This is a genomic window from Streptococcus sp. DTU_2020_1001019_1_SI_AUS_MUR_006, from assembly GCF_032340315.1.
Lineage (GTDB): Bacteria > Bacillota > Bacilli > Lactobacillales > Streptococcaceae > Streptococcus.
Window position 1 is genome coordinate 2101367 of record NZ_CP135436.1, and the last position, 17745, is coordinate 2119111.

Genomic DNA, 17745 nt, shown 5'->3' on the forward strand with positions numbered 1-17745 from the left:
TTAAATCTTTCTAATGTGATCTATTGGATATTGAGCACGCGTCCCTCCAATGAGTTTTGGTCGACTAGCAAGTGCTGTCACATGAGCCAGACCAATCTCTCTTAAGACTGGTCGAATGGGTACCTGAACATGTTTGATATGCATACCGATAGCTGTATCACCAATGTCTAGACCAGCATCTGCCCTGATAAATTCGACCTCCACGGGATCCTTCATATAGCGAAAGGCGGCCAATTGACCAGAACCTCCTGCATGTATGGTCGGGAGTACACTCACAATCTCCAACTGATGTTTTATAGCTACTTCTCGTTCAACAACTAAAGCCCGATTGACATGTTCACAACCTTGAACAGCCAGTTGAATTCCCTTAGCCGTCAACAGTTCCAACATAGTCTTGACAATAAGTTCACCGATTTCCTGACTCGAATCTTTTCCGATGTGTCCTCCCAGCACTTCACTCGAAGACAAACCCAAGACAAATAGTGCTCCCTCCTGTAAAGAAGCCTTGTCTAGTACATCTTCAAGAATCTGCTGTGTTTCTATTTGAATCCGTCTTTGGTCCATATTTCACCTCGCTTTTTTCATTCTATCATATCGTTTTTCATCAATTTTAGCAAGATTGGAAGACATAGGAATACCATTTGCTCGGATTCAAAAACTATATGAGGGCTCTTTTCAAAAACTGATTCAAATTTTATCTATTTTCAAATATAAACTAAAATTATACTTTGAAAACAAAAAAATATAATAGTTTAGTAAAATCGTTGATGTAACAACATTTACACCTAAAAGATTTGTCAGTTGATTCGATTCTAAACTACCGAAAAGCAACTTCTACCATTCTACCCCATGTCTTCCATTAAAGCTACTACTTTGCCTTATTTTTTGGACATTTTTTCTACCTTGTATTAACATTTAATCATTCAGAAAATTTTCATGAAATTATGCTAAAATTTTAATTCTACTATCAAATTATAATATAGCAATTTTTTGAATACAAACTGTATCCAATTTTTTTAAAATAGATTTTACAGAGAAGATAACAAAAGGCGGTGTGACAGAAATCGATAGACAAAGTCTAGATTTCGTAGTCCCAGCCCCGCGAGGATGATTAGGAGCTTTTTGGAGTCTAATACTCAATGAAAATCAAAGAGCAAACTAGGAAGCTAGCCGCAGGCTGTACTTGAGTACGGCAAGGCGACGCTGACGTGGTTTGAATTTGATTTTCGAAGAGTATAAAAGACGAACAGAAAGTTCAATCAACTACCGCGTCAAAGTTTGATTGCTAATAAAAAGTGAGGTCGGGATCTTTTGTCCCAACCTCTTTTTCTAGATTAAACTTTTTGGAGTCCTTGGACAGCATCGTGGTTGATGATGATTTGACCGTATTCTTGGAGAACTGAACGGCTGATATCACTATCATCAGCAAATTCACGCATGCGAGCCAATAACCAAGCTGGATAAAGACTTGGATGATCTTCTACATCAACCAAAACTGTTAGATAGTATTGGTCGTTCATTTTGTAAAGTTCTGAAGTCTCCATTTGGTAGTCAACCGTTTTGGCAAAAGAAACCAAACTAGCTAAATTGTCAAAACGTAAGATGTAGTAGATATACGGTTCTCTTTTTCCTTCTTCTACTTCAAGGACTTCATCAAGCGCTGCTTCCTCTTCCTTTTCAACCTGTTCTAAAGATTGAATGGCTTCAATATCGTCTTTAGTTTTTTCTGCCATGGTTTTCTCCAAGGTTTTCAAAAACTCATCTGGAGACATTTTAGCCAACTCATCCATATCAGGAAGGTCTGCCAAATCGTCAAAATCCAAATTCTGGTCGATCTTAGACTTAGTTACAAAGACGTCGACCTTATCAGGCTTCGGTGTTACTCGGAAACTAAGCATGCCTGTATCCAAAAAACTATCTGGCATTTCTAGTTCATCCAAAATGGCGTAGAAAAATTCTTCTGTTTTCTCTTGCGGAACGAGAAAGTCTGCGATTTCCATTCCACGATCCATCAAATCTTCTAAAGACATGGTGATTTTTAAAGTCGTATCACTGATTTGTTTCATTTTCATAGTTCGTAACCTCATACTTTCAGTTCTATCTATTATACAAGATTTCACAGATTTTATCAAAAGAATGGCGTTGGGTTATCGATTACTATCTAGTATAGAATACTTATTACGCTATCACACTCTTTTTTATCAAAGATAAAACACTTCATTATGCACTTGACCTAGTTCGTGCAAGGATTAAAAGAGGATAAAGGTCTGTATCCCTTTCAAAAATGTTCAAATTAAATATTATGTAACAAAAAGAAGACCTTACAGAGTCTTCTTTTTTTCTTTACGGACTACACAATAAATACCCACTCAATAAGCTTGTTAGAGCAAACGAAGTCAAGTCGATACTGACCTAGCTTAAAAAATCACTTTATAAATCTACTGTTAGTACCTTCCCAGCTCTCACGACTTGCTCACCTGTAATATAGACGTCATCAACATCACTGGATTTGACAGCATAAACGAGGTGAGACAGCATGTTTTCTTGAGGTTGGAGATGGATTTTTCCTTGAGGTTGAATGACTAGAAAATCTGCTTGCTTGCCGACTTCCAGGCTACCAATCTCATCTTCCATTCTCAACACCTTAGCTCCCTCGATAGTCAGAGCCTTGAGGGCAGTTTCGATTGGAAATTGGCTAGCATCGCCACTTTTCATTTTCTGTAAAAGAGCTGCGGTCCGTCCTTCCTCAAACATATCAAGGTTATTGTTAGAAGCAACTGAGTCAGTCGCAATACCGACTGGCACTCCTGCCTTTTGAAGTTGGACGACTGGTGCAATTCCCGAAGCTAGTTTGAGATTGCTGATAGGATTGTGGGCAATGGCAACTTGCGAATCTGCCAAGCGGGTAATTTCTGCTTCATTCAACTCCACACCGTGGGCAAATACAGCCTGATGATCTAAATACCCAAGTTCATCTAGAAAGGCTATTGGACGTTTACCATAACGCTTCAGGATAATGTCTGACTCTTCCTGTGTTTCTGCCACATGGATATGAAGTGGGATATCTTCTTCTTTTGCTAGGTTCAAGCTTGCTTCTAGCAATTCTCGACTACAACTGTAGGGCGAATGAGGAGCCACCATAACCTTGAAATTGGGATCCTGATAGCCTTTGATTGTCCCGATGACAGCACGAGTTTTTGCTATAGTCTCATCTGTGGTCTCCATGTCTGAAGAAAAGAGAGTTGGAGAAAAATAGCAACGCATCTTGGATGCCTTGACTGCTTCATAAATCTTCTCTATCTCTACTCCATTCGGATTGTACATATCATTGAATGTTGTCGTTCCTGACTGGAGCATCTCTGTTAGCGCCTCTTTGACGGCTTTTGTAGTCATCTCTGGTGTAAATTCTGCTTCTGCTGGCCAGATATAGTCTTCTAGCCATTCATGGAGATTGCTATCGTCACGAATGCCTCTCAAGCCTGTCATAGCAGAGTGGGTATGGCAGTTAACCAAACCAGGCATAATCCAAGCACCCTGATAGTCTATGATTTGATCTGCTTGCTTGAGAATTTCTTGATTTTCCTGACCGACATAGACGATTTGAGAATTTTCAAGAGCTAAGATACCATCCAGGTAGACATGGAAATCTTGGTCACAAGTCACGATATTTACATGCTGAAAGACTTTCATCAATAGGCTCCTTTTCTAAATTATACTCTTCGAAAATCAAATTCAAACCACGTCAGCGTCGCCTTGCCGTATGTGTAGGATACTGACTACGTCAGTTCCATCTACAACCTCAAAACAGTGTTTTGAGCAACCTGCGGCTAGTTTCCTAGTTTGCTCTTTGATTTTCATTGAGTATTAGCTTTCATACTAGATAATTTTCTAGCTATTGTAACAAAAAAGTCACCCGAAGGCAACTTTTATTCTGTATTTGCTTGTTTGCTTTATAAACGATTAAAAGTCTATTCTGGACTAAAAGTAGCTGCTTCTTGCATTTGATAGTATTTTCCTTTTCTAGCCATCAGTTCCTGATGATTGCCATACTCGACAATATCTCCATCCACCAAGACAAGAATCAAATCAGCATCCTGAATGGTTGACAAACGGTGGGCGATGATAAAGCTTGTCCTTCCCTTCATGAGTTTGGCAAAGGCATCCTGAACCAGCACCTCGGTACGGGTATCAATGGATGAAGTCGCCTCATCTAAGATAAGAATCTTAGGAATGGCTAGAAAGACACGGGCAATGGTTAAGAGCTGAGCCTGACCAACAGACAAGGATTCCCCTGCATTTTCAAGCTTGGTATCATAACCATGTGGCAACTGTTGGATAAAGAAGTCTGCGTTAGCTGCCTTGGCTGCCGCAATGACCTGCTCTCGGCTAGCATCAGGATTGCCAAAGGCAATATTGTCATGAATGCTTCCTTGCTTGAGCCAAGTTTCTTGAAGCACCATTCCAAACTGCTGTCGAAGAGAAGCTCGAGTATAGTCATAAATGGAATGACCATCCAATAAAATATCTCCAGAGTTAATCGGGTAAAAACGCATAAGAAGATTAATGATGGTAGACTTCCCCGCACCCGTTGGCCCAACGATGGCAACCTTGCTACCAGCCGGAATGTCAATAGACAAATCCTTAATCAAGATTTTTTCTGGAGTATAGCCAAAAGAAACATGCTTAAAGGAAATAGCTCCCTTGACTTGGTCGCTGTTCAATTCTTTAAGACCAGTTTCTCTAATCTCAGGGCTTTCTAAAACAGTATAAACACGTTCTGCACAAGCCAATGCACTCTGCAACTCGGCTAAGACTGATGAAATATCATTAAAAGGCTTAGTGTACTGCTGCACATAGTTTAAAAAGGTCACTAAACGTCCAACTGTCAAAGTAGAGCCCATCATGATACGGAAGGCCCCTACTCCAGCAAGGAGGGCATAAATGAGGGCATTGACAAAACGGGTTGAAGGGTTAACAGTCGAAGAATAAAAGATAGCTGACTGAGAATAACCTGCGTAGTTATCATTTGCCTCATGAAGTCTCTCGATAAATTCTTCTTGAGCATTAAAAGACTGGATTATAGTCTGTTGGGTGAGCGATTCTTCAATCAACTGGGTTTGAATACCCCTAGACTCTGTCTGTTTTTGAAAAAGATGGTAGGATCTCTTAGCGATAAAGCGTGAAATGACCATAGACAGAGGTGTTAAGAGCAGAACTAATAGAGTCATCAAAAGATGAATTTGGAGCATAGCAAAGATGCTGACCAAAATCATTAAAACTCCTATGAAAAATTGGTTGAAAATCATGTTCAGTCCCGCTGCCAACTGCTCGATATCTGTCGTTACACGGCTGACCATTTCTCCACTACCTTGTCTATCTACCAGGGCAATCGGAAGACGATGGAGCTTTTCAATGATTTTTTCGCGCAAATCTCTGGTATAGGAGAAAATCAGTCGATTATAGAGGAGAGGATTGGCCCATTGTACCAGCGTATTCCCAATGATCACCAGAATCATCTGGAGGAAAATCTGCCAAAATAGCTGGGATGAACTATCGACTAGGACTTGGTCAATCACCTGTCCTATCAAGATTGGTAGATAGATTGATAGGGCTACCTGAGCAATGGTACCCAAGAAAGCCAGGAAAAGAAGGACGGGATAACTTGCTAAATCTTTTGCCAGACGTTTGAGGGTTTGACTTGCATGTTTGCCTTTCATTCTAATCCTCCTTTCCATGTTGGGATGCATTGATTTCACGATAGACTTGACTAGTCTCCATCAATTCCTCATGATTTCCAAGTGCTAATTGCTCCCCTTTCTCTAAAAGAAGAATCTGGTCTGCAATCTTCAAGGTTGAGGTCCGTTGGGAAATCAAGATCAAGCTAGTATCTGGCAAGTTTTCCTGAATGGCCTTTAGAAGATTGGATTCAGTAATGGTATCAAGTGCTGAAGTCGCATCATCCAAGATGAGAAATGGTGCTCGACGCAAGACTGCCCTAGCAATCGACAAGCGTTGCTTTTGACCACCTGAGAAATTACGACCACCTGCTTGAACCTCTGCGTCCAGCTGACCTTCCTTGTCACTGACAAAATCCTTGGCTTGAGCAATTTCTAAAGCCTTCCAGAGTTCTTGGTCTGAAACAGTCTCTTCCATACCCAAAGTTAAGTTTGAGCGGATAGTACCTTTAAAGAGTTCAACCTTTTGAGGGACATAGGCTATCCAGGACCGCCATTGGGCAAGATTTTGAGGACTGTTTCCAGCCTGGGAAAGGACTATACTACCACTATCTGGTTGGTACAAACCAAGTAAGACCTGAACCAAGGTTGACTTACCAGAACCAGTTCCTCCGATAATCCCAAGAATCTCCCCTTGTTGCATATCAAAAGAAATATCTCTCAGAGAAGGTTGGGCAGCATCTGGATAAGTAAAGGTCAAGTCTTGGATGTGTAAAACTTGATTTCCAGAAACCCTTCCTGCCTGAAGTTCAGAATGAATATCTTCAGGTTTTTCAGCGAATACTTCCTCAATACGCTTGGCAGATGTATAAGACTGGTTGAGCGAATTGATCAGCATGGCTAGTTTAATTAACTCAACCAAGATTTGAAGAAGATAGTTGATCAGAGCAATCAAGGCACCCTGACTGAGCCAGCCTCCCTGGATAGAAATATAACCATTCCAGATAATCACCAGCAAAGTTCCGTTGACGATCAAATAGGTCAAAGGTGTCAAGAGACTAGACCAGTAGCCTGTTCTCATTTGGATAGCCGTATAGACTTGGTTGAGTACTTGGAAATTCTCGATTTCTCGTTTTTCTTGACCAAAAGCACGAATCACGCGCATCCCTTGTAGTTGTTGGCGTGTTTCCTGAACCAGCTGGTCTGTTTTCTTTCTCAAAATGCTATAAAGAGGATTGACCAAGCGCGATAACACGACAATGACAAAGGTCAAAATGACAACCATGACCAAAAACCAGAAGGTCAATTCAGGCGAGAGACGATAGGCCATAAAAATGGCACCAAAAACAATAATAGGAGCCCTTAAAAATAGGCGTAAAAATTGATTGATCCCTGTCTGAATCTGATAGGTATCTGAAGTCAAACGCGTCACCAAACTCGATGTCGTCAAACGGTCTCGACTATCCTTGGGCAAGGAGAGAATATGACGATAGAGGTCATTGGTCAACTCCTTGGTAAAGCCAACAGCTGCCTTAGCTGAGTAAAACTGGGCAACTAGAGCAACTAGGACACCGATGACCGCAAAAACAAAGAGGAGACCCATTTGCATCCAGAGGTGTGCTTGATCTTTTTGAGGGATGGATTGGTCGACAATCCCAGCTATCACCATGGGAACTAAGAGTTCAAAAACGGCTTCTAGCAATTTAAACAAGGGCGCTAGGAAAGACTCCTTGAGGTAGAGTTTAAAGTAAGAAAGTAATTGTTTCATATGTCCCTTCTATTTTCAAAATGAAGAAGGTGGAAAAACCACCATCTTTTTTACTTATTCAAATATGGAAGTAGGTAGCCATAACCAGCCTCTTCCATTTCATCCTTAGCAATGAATCGTAGAGAGGCAGAATTGATGCAATAACGTAAGCCACCTAGTTCCTGAGGTCCGTCTGTAAAGACATGACCCAAGTGGGCATTACCCGAACGTGATCGAACTTCGATACGCTCCATACCGTGACTCAAGTCCTGATAGTAATGAATGAGTTCCTTGGAAATAGGATGGCTAAAACTTGGCCATCCACAGCCTGAGGCAAACTTATCCTTGGCAAAGAAGAGGGGCTCACCAGTCGTGATATCGACATAAATTCCTTCCTCAAAAGTTTGGTCATAAGCATTGCTAAAGGGAGCTTCCGTGGCAGCTTCTTGCGTGACTCGATAGGACTCTTCTGACAAATTCTCTCGTAAAACTGCCTGACTAGGTTTTTCATAGTTGGCGGCATCTATCAGTGGTTTCTCAGCATCCCTCACATCAATGTGGCAATAACCACCAGGATTTTTCTTGAGGTAGTCTTGGTGATAGTCCTCAGCCAGGATATAGTGTCGGAGTTTCTCCACTTCTACCGCTATCTTGCGACCGAGCATGCGCTCCTGCTCTTGGACAAGAGCATAGATAGTCGGTAAATCCTTTTCATCTAGGTAATAAATCCCTGTGCGGTATTGACGACCACGGTCATTTCCTTGTTGGTTGACAGATAAAGGATCAATGACTCGGAAATAATAAAGCAAAATCTCACGGAGTGAGACTGCCTTTTCATCATAGATAACTTGCACAGTCTCTGCGTGATCTGTTTCTTTAATTAATTGATAATTGGTAGTTTCTACCTGACCATTAGCATAACCAACACTTGTTTGCAACACTCCAGAAATACGGGAAAAGTATTCCTCTAAGCCCCAAAAGCAACCACCTGCTAAATATATTTCTGCCATCTCATACCTCCTTGACTATCTATCGGTCAGCAAAAGTGGGAAACATTTCATATCCCATCTTTCATTTTCAAAAAAAGGACAGGAAGCCCTCTAATAGAGAGTTTCCCCATCCTATCGCTATATTTATTTTTCTTCGACGCGCACGCCTTGTGTGTCTACTTGCAAATCATGAAGCTTGCCTTTGAACGGTTGTTTTTCAAGCTCTGCCTTAATCTTCGGCATCTTATCAGGCTCAGCTAGAACCATGACAGTAGGCCCAGCGCCAGACAAGTAGGTCGCATAAGCACCATTTCTCTTAGCAACTTTTTTTATGGTCGCAAATTCTCGCACCAAATCTTGGCGGTAACGCTCATGGAAAAGATCACTCTCAATAGCTTGTCCTGCTTTGACCATGTCTCCAGTCAGCAAGGCTGCAATCGCTACATTGGCGATAGAACTTGCTGCAACAGCTTCTTTATAAGAAAGTTTCTTGGGCAAGACACCACGACTATCTCGGGTACGCAATTCATAATTTGGAATGTAGGCTAGAAAGGCACACTCTGGAAAAGGCGCTACAACTGCTGAAACCTGACCCTCGACTGAGCTGGCAATGACCAGATTTCCATAGATAGCAGGTGCAACATTATCAGGATGCCCTTCAATCTTAGTCGCCAATTGCAACTTATCGTGATCCGTTAATTTTAGGTTCCCTAATTGATTTGCCAGCTCAATTCCTGCAACGATGACTGAACTAGAAGAACCAAGTCCACGCGCAAGTGGAATATCACTAATCATTTTCAGACGTCTTGGTTGTAGGTCTGGAACAATTTGTAAAGCAATCTTCAGCAAAAGATTACGTTCATCACGTGGAATCCATTTGCCTAATTGGTGCTCGATCATCCATTCTTCACGTTCCTCACAAACCTGAATTTCTAGATACTTAGTTACAGCTACACCAACAGAGTCAAAGCCAGGACCCACATTGGCACTTGTAGCAGGTACAATAATCTTCATCTTAGTCTCCTAAAACCTTGAAGGTGTTGAGAAGTTCAAATTCAGCTACACCCTTCAAAGCTGCTGTAATATTTTCAAGCTGTGCCTTGTTAATCTTATGGGTAATGATGACAATACGAGCCTTGCCTTCTTGCTTACCATCTTGAAGGATTTGCTTGAAGGAAATATCTTCCGCATTAAAGAGCTCTGCCAATTTCAAGACTTGCCCTTTTGAATCTGGAGCCAGGATTGAGAAATAGTAGTTGGCTTTGACATCTTCTGGTTGAGCTAAAACAAGGTCACGATGGTATTCGTTAAAGGCTTTGCCAATGGTGCCGTCATTCAAACGACGAACGATACGGGCAATATCAGCTACAACGCTTGTTGCAGTTGGTTTTTGACCTGCACCTGGTCCATAGTACATAGACTCGCCGATACCGATAGATTCCACAAAGACCGCATTCATAACACCGTTAACACTTGCAAGTGGGTGAGCCTTAGGAAGGAAGGTTGGTGTAACCTCAGCAGCGATTCCAGAAGGTGTTTCTTCGATAGAACCTACTAATTTAACCACGTACCCAAGATCTTGGGCAACTGCCACATCTTCTGGAGTGATATTGCGGATTCCTTGGTGGGCAACATCTTCAAATTTGACATTCATCCCAAATGCAAACTGGCTGAGGATGACCATCTTGTAGGCCGCATCAATCCCGTCAACGTCATTGGTTGGGTCGCTTTCAGCAAAGCCAAGTCGTTGGGCTTCTGCCAAAGCATCTTCATAAGACCAGCCTTCTTCTACCATTTTGGTCATCATGAAGTTAGATGTTCCATTGACAACACCAAGAACACGAGTAATTTTATCTGATGCAAGTGAGTTGACCAAGGTACGAAGGATTGGGATTCCTCCCGCAACAGCTGCTTCATAATAAAGAGCAACATTATGAGCTTTGGCAATCTCAAGCAATTCTGCACCATGAACAGCCAAAAGGTCCTTGTTGGCTGTCACGACATGTTTCCCTGCTTCTAAGGCACGAGTGATAAATGTTTTTGCCGGTTCGATACGTCCCATCAACTCAACAACAATCGCGATGTCTTTATCTGACAAAATTTCGTCAATATTTGTTACAAAATTAAAATCATTTCCTGCTTCAAGCAAGCGTGCTTTCTCTTCATCGTCTTTGACCAAAACTTTTGCTACTTCAATTTCTGAATGTGCTGCTTGAAAAATTTTTTCTCCATTTTCCTTTAGCAAGAATGGTACACCACTGGCTACTGTACCAAATCCAAGTAAAGCAATTTTAACTGACATGTTTGTCTCCTTGAAATTTTCTAATAGTCCTATTATACCAAAATTGTGAGAAAATTCCTACCATTCTGAACTAAAAATAGAAGCATCAAATCATAAAAAAGCCTGCCCTGATTCAATCAAGAGCAGACGCTATTTTCAATCTATTTTACAAAGACCATTTCCTTGTCACTAGACAGGTCGTCTCGATAGGTAAAACCTGCAAAACTGAGCTTTTTAATCTCTTCTACCGAAGTTACCTGATCTTTCATCAAGACTGTTAAGAAAGTACCTCTAGCTTTCTTTGAAATGGTTGAGTGGACTTTAAGTTTTCCATCTCTGTCTTCCATAAACTTAAAGGTCACCAATTTTTCACGGATATCTTTTGGAAAGACAGTTTCAAACTCCGAAGACAAGAGTGAAAAGATTAGTTCTTCACCCTTCACCGACTCTTCATAAGCTGATTGCCAGTGACTTTTCAGGCTTTTCCCAGCAATTTTAAGCTTCATCAAAAAGTCTAGTCTGTGAGGTGCAATCGGTGCAAAGGCTGGAATCACACCGTAAAGAGCTGACGTTATCATGAGGTGTTTCTCCAGATAGGCTTGTTCAGCCTTGGTTAGATTGTCCCGTTTGATGTTGCGATACATGAGTCCATCAAAGAGGTGCAAGGCTGGATAGTTTTTTTCAGTGCCAGTTTTTAAGGCCTGGATATGGTCATACTCCTCTTGTGCTTTTTCAGCAGAAATTTTGTAAAAACTTTCCAGCTCTTGGGCAGAATATCTGGCCAATTCATCTAGCACCGCCTGACTTTCAGGACGTAAAGGTCTAGCCTCTAAACTAGGGATTTCGGTATTCATTTCTTTTGCAGTTGGGATTAGAATTTTCATAGTGTTAGTGTAGCATATTTTTTTAGGACTACCAAGGATTTGCACCTAAAAACCTCGGTGACTACCGAGGTTTCTTTCCTTATTTTGGCAATCCTAACCAGATTGCAAAGAGAACTAGTGCTGTCCCAAGGCAGCTTGTCAAGATAGATGAAAGAGTAACCTTTTTCTCCTTTAGATGAGAAAATCCTATCTTCAAAGCGAAAAGACCAAGCAACATCGAACCAATCATCAGATAAAATCCCATTTGACTGTCCTCCATTTATTATTCTTTCATTTATTATCACAAATTTCAAACAAGAGTGCAAGAAAAACGAGGTTGTTTCCTTAAGCTTGAAGGATGGACCCTGATCTAGGATACAAGGCCTATATGATAATCCCTTCCAAATGATCCAATTCATGCTGACAAATCTGAGCAGGAAATCCTGTCAGGGTAATGGTTTGCTCTTGCCAATGGATATCTCTGTAGCTTACTGTAATCTTCTCATACCGAGTTGTCGGTCTTACACCTGTCAAAGACAAACAACCTTCCTCTGTCTCGTATGACCCTTCAAAAGATTGGAGAACTGGATTAAACATAACCATGGGAATCATTCCAATATTAAAAATAATGACGCGTTTTTGTACTCCAATCATATTGGCCCCTAGTCCAACACAGGTTTCTCGGTTGGCCTGTAGAGTATCCTGCAAATCCTTTGCTAGGGGTAAATCTTCCTGACTAGCAGGCTGGGATACCTGCGACAAAAACAAAATATCTTTTACAATTTTCTTTTCCAAGATTCTTTCCTCCATACGATATCGTTCTCCTTGATTATAGCACAAAATTATACTCTTCGAAAATCAAATTTAAACCACGTCAGCTTCACCTTGCCGTACTCAAGTACAGCCTGCGGCTCTCTTCCTAGTTTATTCTTTGCTTTTCATTGAGTATTATTTCAGTTTATCTTTACATTAAAACAAAAAGCCATCCGAAGATGACTTTTCATAATTGTTTAAATCGCGTTTTTATCTTTTCCAAGTGCTCGTTGAACTGCTTTGACAATTTCAACAAGGACCACAATCATAAGTGCTCCTACAGCGACCACTATCCATTGAGTCAAACTCAAATGTGACACGTGGAAGAGATTATTAAATCCAGGAACCAAAATTGTCACCACAAAGAGGACGAAGGCAACTGGGATAGACCAGTTAAAGGTCTTGTTCGTAAAGAGTCCCACTTTAAAGATTGATTGGTAAACCGACTTAACGTTAAAGGCATGGAGCAATTGGATCAAACCGAGAGTTGCAAAAGCCATGGTAAGGGCATCCGCGTGGATTTCACTTTGAACTTGGTGCTCTGGGAAGATAAGAGCCCAACAATAAACACCTAAAACTAGCATAGTTTGGAAGATCCCTTGATAAATGATTGCTCCGAAGACACCGCCATCAAAGAAGTTAGACTTACGGCCACGAGGTTTGTGAGTCATGACACCTGGTTCAGCAGGTTCCACACCAAGGGCGATAGCTGGTAAAGTATCTGTTACCAAGTTGATCCAGAGAAGGTGCACTGGTTGCAACACATCCCAACCAAAGAGGGTTGCAAAGAAGATGGTGAAGACCTCAGCCATATTGGCAGACAAGAGGTATTGAATAGATTTTTGGATGTTAGAGAAGACCTTACGTCCTTCTTCAACCGCTACGATAATAGTTGCGAAGTTGTCATCTGCAAGGACCATATCAGAAGCTCCCTTAGAAACCTCTGTACCTGTAATCCCCATACCGATACCGATATCAGCTGTCTTAAGTGATGGTGCGTCATTAACCCCATCACCAGTCATGGCAACAACCTTGCCTTCTTTTTGCCATGCTTTCACGATACGAACTTTGTGTTCAGGAGACACACGAGCATAAACAGAGTATTGCTTGAAGACTTTTTGGAATTCTTCATCAGTGAGTTCATTCAACTCAGCACCCGTGAAGACATGGTCTTCGGTGTCATTTGGATCGATGATTCCAAGACGTTTAGCAATAGCTTCAGCTGTATCTTGGTGGTCACCCGTGATCATGATTGGACGGATTCCTGCTTCCTTAGCAACACGAACAGCTTCTGCTGCTTCTGGACGCTCAGGGTCAATCATGCCGACCAAACCAGAGAAGATGAGGTCAGACTCAACGATTTCAGATTCCAAGGTTGGGATTTCGTTGTTTGTCTTATAAGCCATCATCAAGACACGAAGGGCTTGTTTAGCCAAATCTTTGTTGGTAGCAAGGATAGCTTGTTTGTCTTCTTCTGTGATGTGGCGAACTTCCCCATTGACTTCAATACGTGTCACACGTTTGAGCAATTGGTCAGGGGCACCCTTAACAGCGATAAAGTAAGTACCGTCTGCTTCCTTATGGATTGTAGACATAAGTTTACGTTCTGAGTCAAATGGCAATTCTGCCACACGTGGCTCGTCCTTCAAGATTTCACGAACGTCAAAACTGTGATCCAAACCAAACTGTACAAGGGCTGTCTCCGTTGGATCTCCAATCAATTTACCAGATGGGTCCACTTTAGTGTCATTGGCAAAGTTCATGATGCGAAGCGTATTGTTGTTTGCAGCAATTTCAGCTGCAGAGCTTTGCAATTGACCGTTAGTATAAACTTTTTCAACAGTCATTTGGTTCATGGTCAAGGTACCTGTTTTATCAGATGCAATGATTTCTGTTGAACCAAGCGTTTCAACTGCTGGTAATTTACGAACAATCGAATTACGTTTAGCAAGGGTTGTTGTTCCCAAAGAGAGAACGATAGTTACAATAGCAGGGAGACCTTCTGGAATCGCTGCAACCGCAAGAGCAACCGCAACCATCAAGCCTTCTAACGGATGTTCTCCACGAACGAAGACACCAACCAAGAAAGTGATAATCGCAATCACAACGATTAAGTAAGTCAAGGCTTTAGATAATTGTTCCAAGCTTTGCTTCAATGGTGTTTCTGTCTCATCGGCATTGGCCAACATATCCGCAATCTTACCAACTTCAGTATACATACCAGTGTTAGTCACGACACCAATACCACGACCGTAAGTTACGTTTGAGTTTTGGTAACCCATGTTAACACGATCACCGATACCAGCATCTGCTTCCACCACTTGAGTAATATCTTTTTCAACTGGTACAGATTCACCAGTAAGAGCAGCTTCTTCGATTTTAAGAGACGCCGCTTCCAGCAAACGCATATCGGCAGGCACCACATCTCCAGATTCTAGCAAGACGATGTCCCCAGGCACCAATTCTTTTGAGTCAATCTCAATGACATGACCATCACGACGAACACGGGCCATTGGGCTAGACATATTTTTCAACGCTTCAATGGCTGCTTCAGCTTGCCCTTCTTGGTAAACACCAAAGGCTGCATTCAAGACAACTACGGCCAAGATGATAATGGCATCTGTTAAACCGTCCATGCCTTCTGTAATCACAGAAAGTGCGGCTGCCGCCAGCAAGATGATGATCATCAAATCCTTAAATTGATCAAGGAATTTAGCTAGTAGGCTACGTTTTTCGCCCTCTTCTAACTCATTTCGACCATAAGTCGCTAAGCGTTCTTGAGCCTGGGCAGTTGACAAACCTTCAACAGATGAGTCCAAATTCTTTAGGACTTCCTCAGAAGATTGCGTATAAAACAAGTCTTTATTTTGTTCTTTTGACAAAACAGTCTCCTCCTTTTTGGCCTCTTTTTACAAAAAAAGAGACCTGTTTTTTAAAAAAACAAGTCTCGCTGTTTAATATAGTGCCGGAAATAATTCGTAATGACGACACTATCGCGGTTAACCGCCAGCTACTCCCTTGAGTAGTTCTATTATAACAGATTTTCAAAAATTTTCAAGTGCTGGAGTGGAGTGAGTCACCTCCATTTGAATTTTCCTTACAAAACCAGTATAATGATAGAATACAAAAATTCTAGGAAGAGAGTCAGATGAATCAATCGGTTTCAAACTTGAAATTAGCTGAACGAGGTGCTATTATAAGCATCTTGACCTACCTTTTCTTGTCAGCAGCTAAGTTAGCAGCAGGCCACCTCCTTCACTCGTCCAGTTTAGTAGCAGATGGTTTCAACAACGTTTCTGATATCATCGGAAATGTTGCCCTCCTCATTGGGATTCGTTTGGCCCGCCAACCAGCAGATAGAGACCATCGTTTCGGTCACTGGAAAATCGAGGACTTGGCAAGCCTCATCACTTCCATCATCATGTTTTACGTTGGTTTTGATGTTCTACGGGATACCATTCAAAAGATACTCAGCCGTGAGCAAACGGTCATTGACCCACTTGGGGCTACTCTGGGAGTCATCTCTGCTATCATCATGTTTGCAGTTTATCTCTACAATACTCATCTGAGCAAGCAAGCCAAATCCAAAGCCCTTAAGGCTGCAGCCAAAGATAATTTGTCAGATGCAGTGACATCTCTTGGAACATCTATTGCTATTCTAGCCAGCAGCTTCAACTATCCAATCGTGGATAAGTTGGTCGCTATTATCATTACCTTCTTTATCCTCAAGACTGCCTATGATATCTTTATCGAGTCGTCTTTCAGTCTTTCAGATGGTTTTGATGAACATTTGTTGGAAGATTACCAAAAGGCTATCATGGAAATTCCTAAGATTAGCAAGGTCAAATCACAACGCGGTCGTACTTATGGAAGTAATATTTATCTAGACATTACTCTCGAGATGAATCCAGACCTCTCCGTTTTCGAAAGTCACGAAATTGCTGATCAGGTCGAATCCATGCTGACAGAACGCTTTGGTGTCTTTGATACAGACATTCATATCGAACCAGCACCGATTCCTGAAGATGAAATTCTAGATAATGTCTATAAAAAATTGCTCATGAGAGAGCAACTAATTGACCAAGGAAATCAATTGGAAGAATTACTGGCTGAAGATTTCATTTATATTCGCCAAGACGGACTAGAACTAGACAAGAAAGCCTATAAGGAGGAAAAAGAATTAACCTCTGCTATCAAGGAACTTCACTTGACGTCCATTAGTCAGAAGACAAAACTCATCCGCTATCAGATTGGGGACACCATCCATACAAGTATCTGGCGCAGACATGAAACTTGGCAAAATATATTCCATCAGGAAACGAAAATTGAAAAAGACTAAAGAAAGAGGCCGGGACAAATCCCGACCTCATTTTTATGCTTATTTTGCTACGCTCTTAGCAAGAACGAAGTTTCCAAGTGTAGCCGAACCATTACCTGCAACAGCTGGTGTTACGATATAGTCACGTACATCCGGAACTGGTAGGTAACCATTGAGCAAGGATGTGAATTTCTCACGCACACGGTCAAGCATGTGTTGTTGGGCCATAACCCCACCACCAAATACGATGACATCTGGGCGGAAGGTTACAGTTGCGTTGACTGCAGCTTGAGCGATATAGTAGGCTTGAACATCCCATACAGAACTATTCAATTCGATGTTTTCACCACGAATTCCTGTACGAGCTTCTAAGCTTGGACCAGCCGCAAAGCCTTCCAAACATCCTTTGTGGAAAGGACAAACACCGTTGAATTCTTTTTCAATATCCATTGGGTGTTTAGCCACGTAGTAGTGACCCATCTCAGGGTGACCCACGCCACCGATAAACTCACCACGTTGGATGACACCTGCACCGATACCTGTCCCGATTGTGTAGTAAACCAAGTTCTCGATACGGCCACCAGCATTGTTACGGGCAACCACTTCACCGTAGGCAGAGCTGTTTACGTCTGTAGTGAAGTACATTGGCACGTTTAGGGCGCGACGAAGGGCACCAAGCAAGTCCACATTTGCCCAGTGAGGTTTTGGAGTTGTTGTGATAAAGCCATAAGTTTTTGAGTTTTTGTCAATATCAATGGGACCAAATGAACCAATTGCAAGACCTGCAAGATTATCAAATTTTGAAAAGAACTCGATGGTTTTATCGATTGTTTCGATAGGAGTTGTTGTTGGGAATTGTGTTTTTTCTACAATGTTAAAGTTTTCATCACCGACAGCACAGACAAATTTTGTACCGCCCGCTTCCAAGCTTCCGTATAGTTTTGTCATGATAAACCTCTAGTTTTTATTTTCTCTATTATAGCATATTTCAAGGAGGAAAGTTGCTCTATATTTTAGTTTTTTCTCTGTAAATTTTACGATTCAATCAAAAACGAACAA

15 protein-coding genes are annotated in these 17745 nt (G+C 41.5%); 1 reads left to right on the forward strand and 14 read right to left on the reverse strand.

What is annotated here, in order from left to right; all coding sequences use genetic code 11:
* The 13 genes from RRU92_RS10015 to RRU92_RS10075 form a co-directional block, all read right to left on the reverse strand.
* Entirely contained in the window at positions 1-564 is a 564-nt protein-coding gene (locus tag RRU92_RS10015; RefSeq protein WP_315639737.1) for a TIGR01440 family protein, read from the reverse strand.
* A 770-nt stretch (positions 565-1334) separates the two neighbouring features.
* On the reverse strand, positions 1335-2072 hold the full coding sequence (gene mecA, locus RRU92_RS10020; RefSeq protein ID WP_315639738.1) for an adaptor protein MecA: 738 nt from the start codon (positions 2070-2072) through the stop codon (positions 1335-1337).
* Positions 2073-2430: 358 nt separating this feature from the next.
* Positions 2431-3690, reverse strand: a complete 1260-nt coding sequence (locus RRU92_RS10025) for a TRZ/ATZ family protein (protein WP_315639739.1) — start codon at positions 3688-3690, stop codon at positions 2431-2433.
* Between the two features lie 42 nt (positions 3691-3732).
* Entirely contained in the window at positions 3733-3858 is a 126-nt protein-coding gene (locus RRU92_RS10030) for a hypothetical protein (protein WP_315639741.1), read from the reverse strand.
* A 110-nt stretch (positions 3859-3968) separates the two neighbouring features.
* Positions 3969-5717 (reverse strand): ABC transporter ATP-binding protein, encoded by a 1749-nt coding sequence (locus tag RRU92_RS10035; RefSeq protein WP_315639743.1) that lies wholly within the window; start codon positions 5715-5717, stop codon positions 3969-3971.
* Between the two features lies 1 nt (position 5718).
* Positions 5719-7443 (reverse strand): ABC transporter ATP-binding protein, encoded by a 1725-nt coding sequence (locus RRU92_RS10040; protein ID WP_315639744.1) that lies wholly within the window; start codon positions 7441-7443, stop codon positions 5719-5721.
* A 50-nt stretch (positions 7444-7493) separates the two neighbouring features.
* Complete coding sequence (gene msrB / locus RRU92_RS10045; RefSeq protein ID WP_315639745.1) at positions 7494-8432, reverse strand: peptide-methionine (R)-S-oxide reductase MsrB; 939 nt, start codon at positions 8430-8432, stop codon at positions 7494-7496.
* 123 nt (positions 8433-8555) lie between these two features.
* The gene (gene thrB / locus RRU92_RS10050; RefSeq protein WP_315639746.1) at positions 8556-9425 is read right to left on the reverse strand and encodes a homoserine kinase; all 870 of its coding nucleotides are present in this window, start codon (positions 9423-9425) and stop codon (positions 8556-8558) included.
* A gap of 1 nt (position 9426) precedes the next feature.
* Positions 9427-10713 carry a homoserine dehydrogenase gene (locus RRU92_RS10055; RefSeq protein WP_315639750.1) on the reverse strand — a complete coding sequence of 429 codons (1287 nt, stop codon included), beginning with the start codon at positions 10711-10713 and terminating at the stop codon, positions 9427-9429.
* 140 nt (positions 10714-10853) lie between these two features.
* A complete protein-coding gene (gene yaaA, locus RRU92_RS10060) occupies positions 10854-11576 on the reverse strand; it encodes a peroxide stress protein YaaA (protein ID WP_315639751.1) in 723 nt (240 codons plus the stop codon).
* Positions 11577-11655: 79 nt separating this feature from the next.
* A complete protein-coding gene (locus RRU92_RS10065) occupies positions 11656-11820 on the reverse strand; it encodes a DUF3953 domain-containing protein (RefSeq protein WP_060956070.1) in 165 nt (54 codons plus the stop codon).
* Between the two features lie 119 nt (positions 11821-11939).
* Positions 11940-12350, reverse strand: coding sequence for a peptide deformylase (locus tag RRU92_RS10070; protein ID WP_315640931.1), 411 nt, complete (start codon positions 12348-12350; stop codon positions 11940-11942).
* Between the two features lie 215 nt (positions 12351-12565).
* Positions 12566-15250 (reverse strand): cation-translocating P-type ATPase, encoded by a 2685-nt coding sequence (locus RRU92_RS10075; protein WP_315639753.1) that lies wholly within the window; start codon positions 15248-15250, stop codon positions 12566-12568.
* A 266-nt stretch (positions 15251-15516) separates the two neighbouring features.
* Here RRU92_RS10075 and RRU92_RS10080 point away from each other — a divergent pair, with 266 nt between their 5' ends.
* Entirely contained in the window at positions 15517-16707 is a 1191-nt protein-coding gene (locus tag RRU92_RS10080) for a cation diffusion facilitator family transporter (RefSeq protein ID WP_315639757.1), read from the forward strand.
* A 39-nt stretch (positions 16708-16746) separates the two neighbouring features.
* Here RRU92_RS10080 and scrK read toward each other — a convergent pair whose 3' ends face one another.
* Positions 16747-17634, reverse strand: a complete 888-nt coding sequence (gene scrK, locus RRU92_RS10085; protein WP_153225026.1) for a fructokinase ScrK — start codon at positions 17632-17634, stop codon at positions 16747-16749.
* Positions 17635-17745 lie beyond the last annotated feature (111 nt).

Bases quoted from the DNA above. Each gene is read 5' to 3' on its own strand.
- RRU92_RS10015 (WP_315639737.1), bottom strand. From the start codon at position 564: ATGGACCAAAGACGGATTCAAATAGAAACACAGCAGATTCTTGAAGAT.
- mecA (WP_315639738.1), bottom strand. From the start codon at position 2,072: ATGAAAATGAAACAAATCAGTGATACGACTTTAAAAATCACCATGTCT.
- RRU92_RS10025 (WP_315639739.1), bottom strand. From the start codon at position 3,690: ATGAAAGTCTTTCAGCATGTAAATATCGTGACTTGTGACCAAGATTTC.
- RRU92_RS10030 (WP_315639741.1), bottom strand. From the start codon at position 3,858: ATGAAAATCAAAGAGCAAACTAGGAAACTAGCCGCAGGTTGCTCAAAA.
- RRU92_RS10035 (WP_315639743.1), bottom strand. From the start codon at position 5,717: ATGAAAGGCAAACATGCAAGTCAAACCCTCAAACGTCTGGCAAAAGAT.
- RRU92_RS10040 (WP_315639744.1), bottom strand. From the start codon at position 7,443: ATGAAACAATTACTTTCTTACTTTAAACTCTACCTCAAGGAGTCTTTC.
- msrB (WP_315639745.1), bottom strand. From the start codon at position 8,432: ATGGCAGAAATATATTTAGCAGGTGGTTGCTTTTGGGGCTTAGAGGAA.
- thrB (WP_315639746.1), bottom strand. From the start codon at position 9,425: ATGAAGATTATTGTACCTGCTACAAGTGCCAATGTGGGTCCTGGCTTT.
- RRU92_RS10055 (WP_315639750.1), bottom strand. From the start codon at position 10,713: ATGTCAGTTAAAATTGCTTTACTTGGATTTGGTACAGTAGCCAGTGGT.
- yaaA (WP_315639751.1), bottom strand. From the start codon at position 11,576: ATGAAAATTCTAATCCCAACTGCAAAAGAAATGAATACCGAAATCCCT.
- RRU92_RS10065 (WP_060956070.1), bottom strand. From the start codon at position 11,820: ATGGGATTTTATCTGATGATTGGTTCGATGTTGCTTGGTCTTTTCGCT.
- RRU92_RS10080 (WP_315639757.1), top strand. From the start codon at position 15,517: ATGAATCAATCGGTTTCAAACTTGAAATTAGCTGAACGAGGTGCTATT.
- scrK (WP_153225026.1), bottom strand. From the start codon at position 17,634: ATGACAAAACTATACGGAAGCTTGGAAGCGGGCGGTACAAAATTTGTC.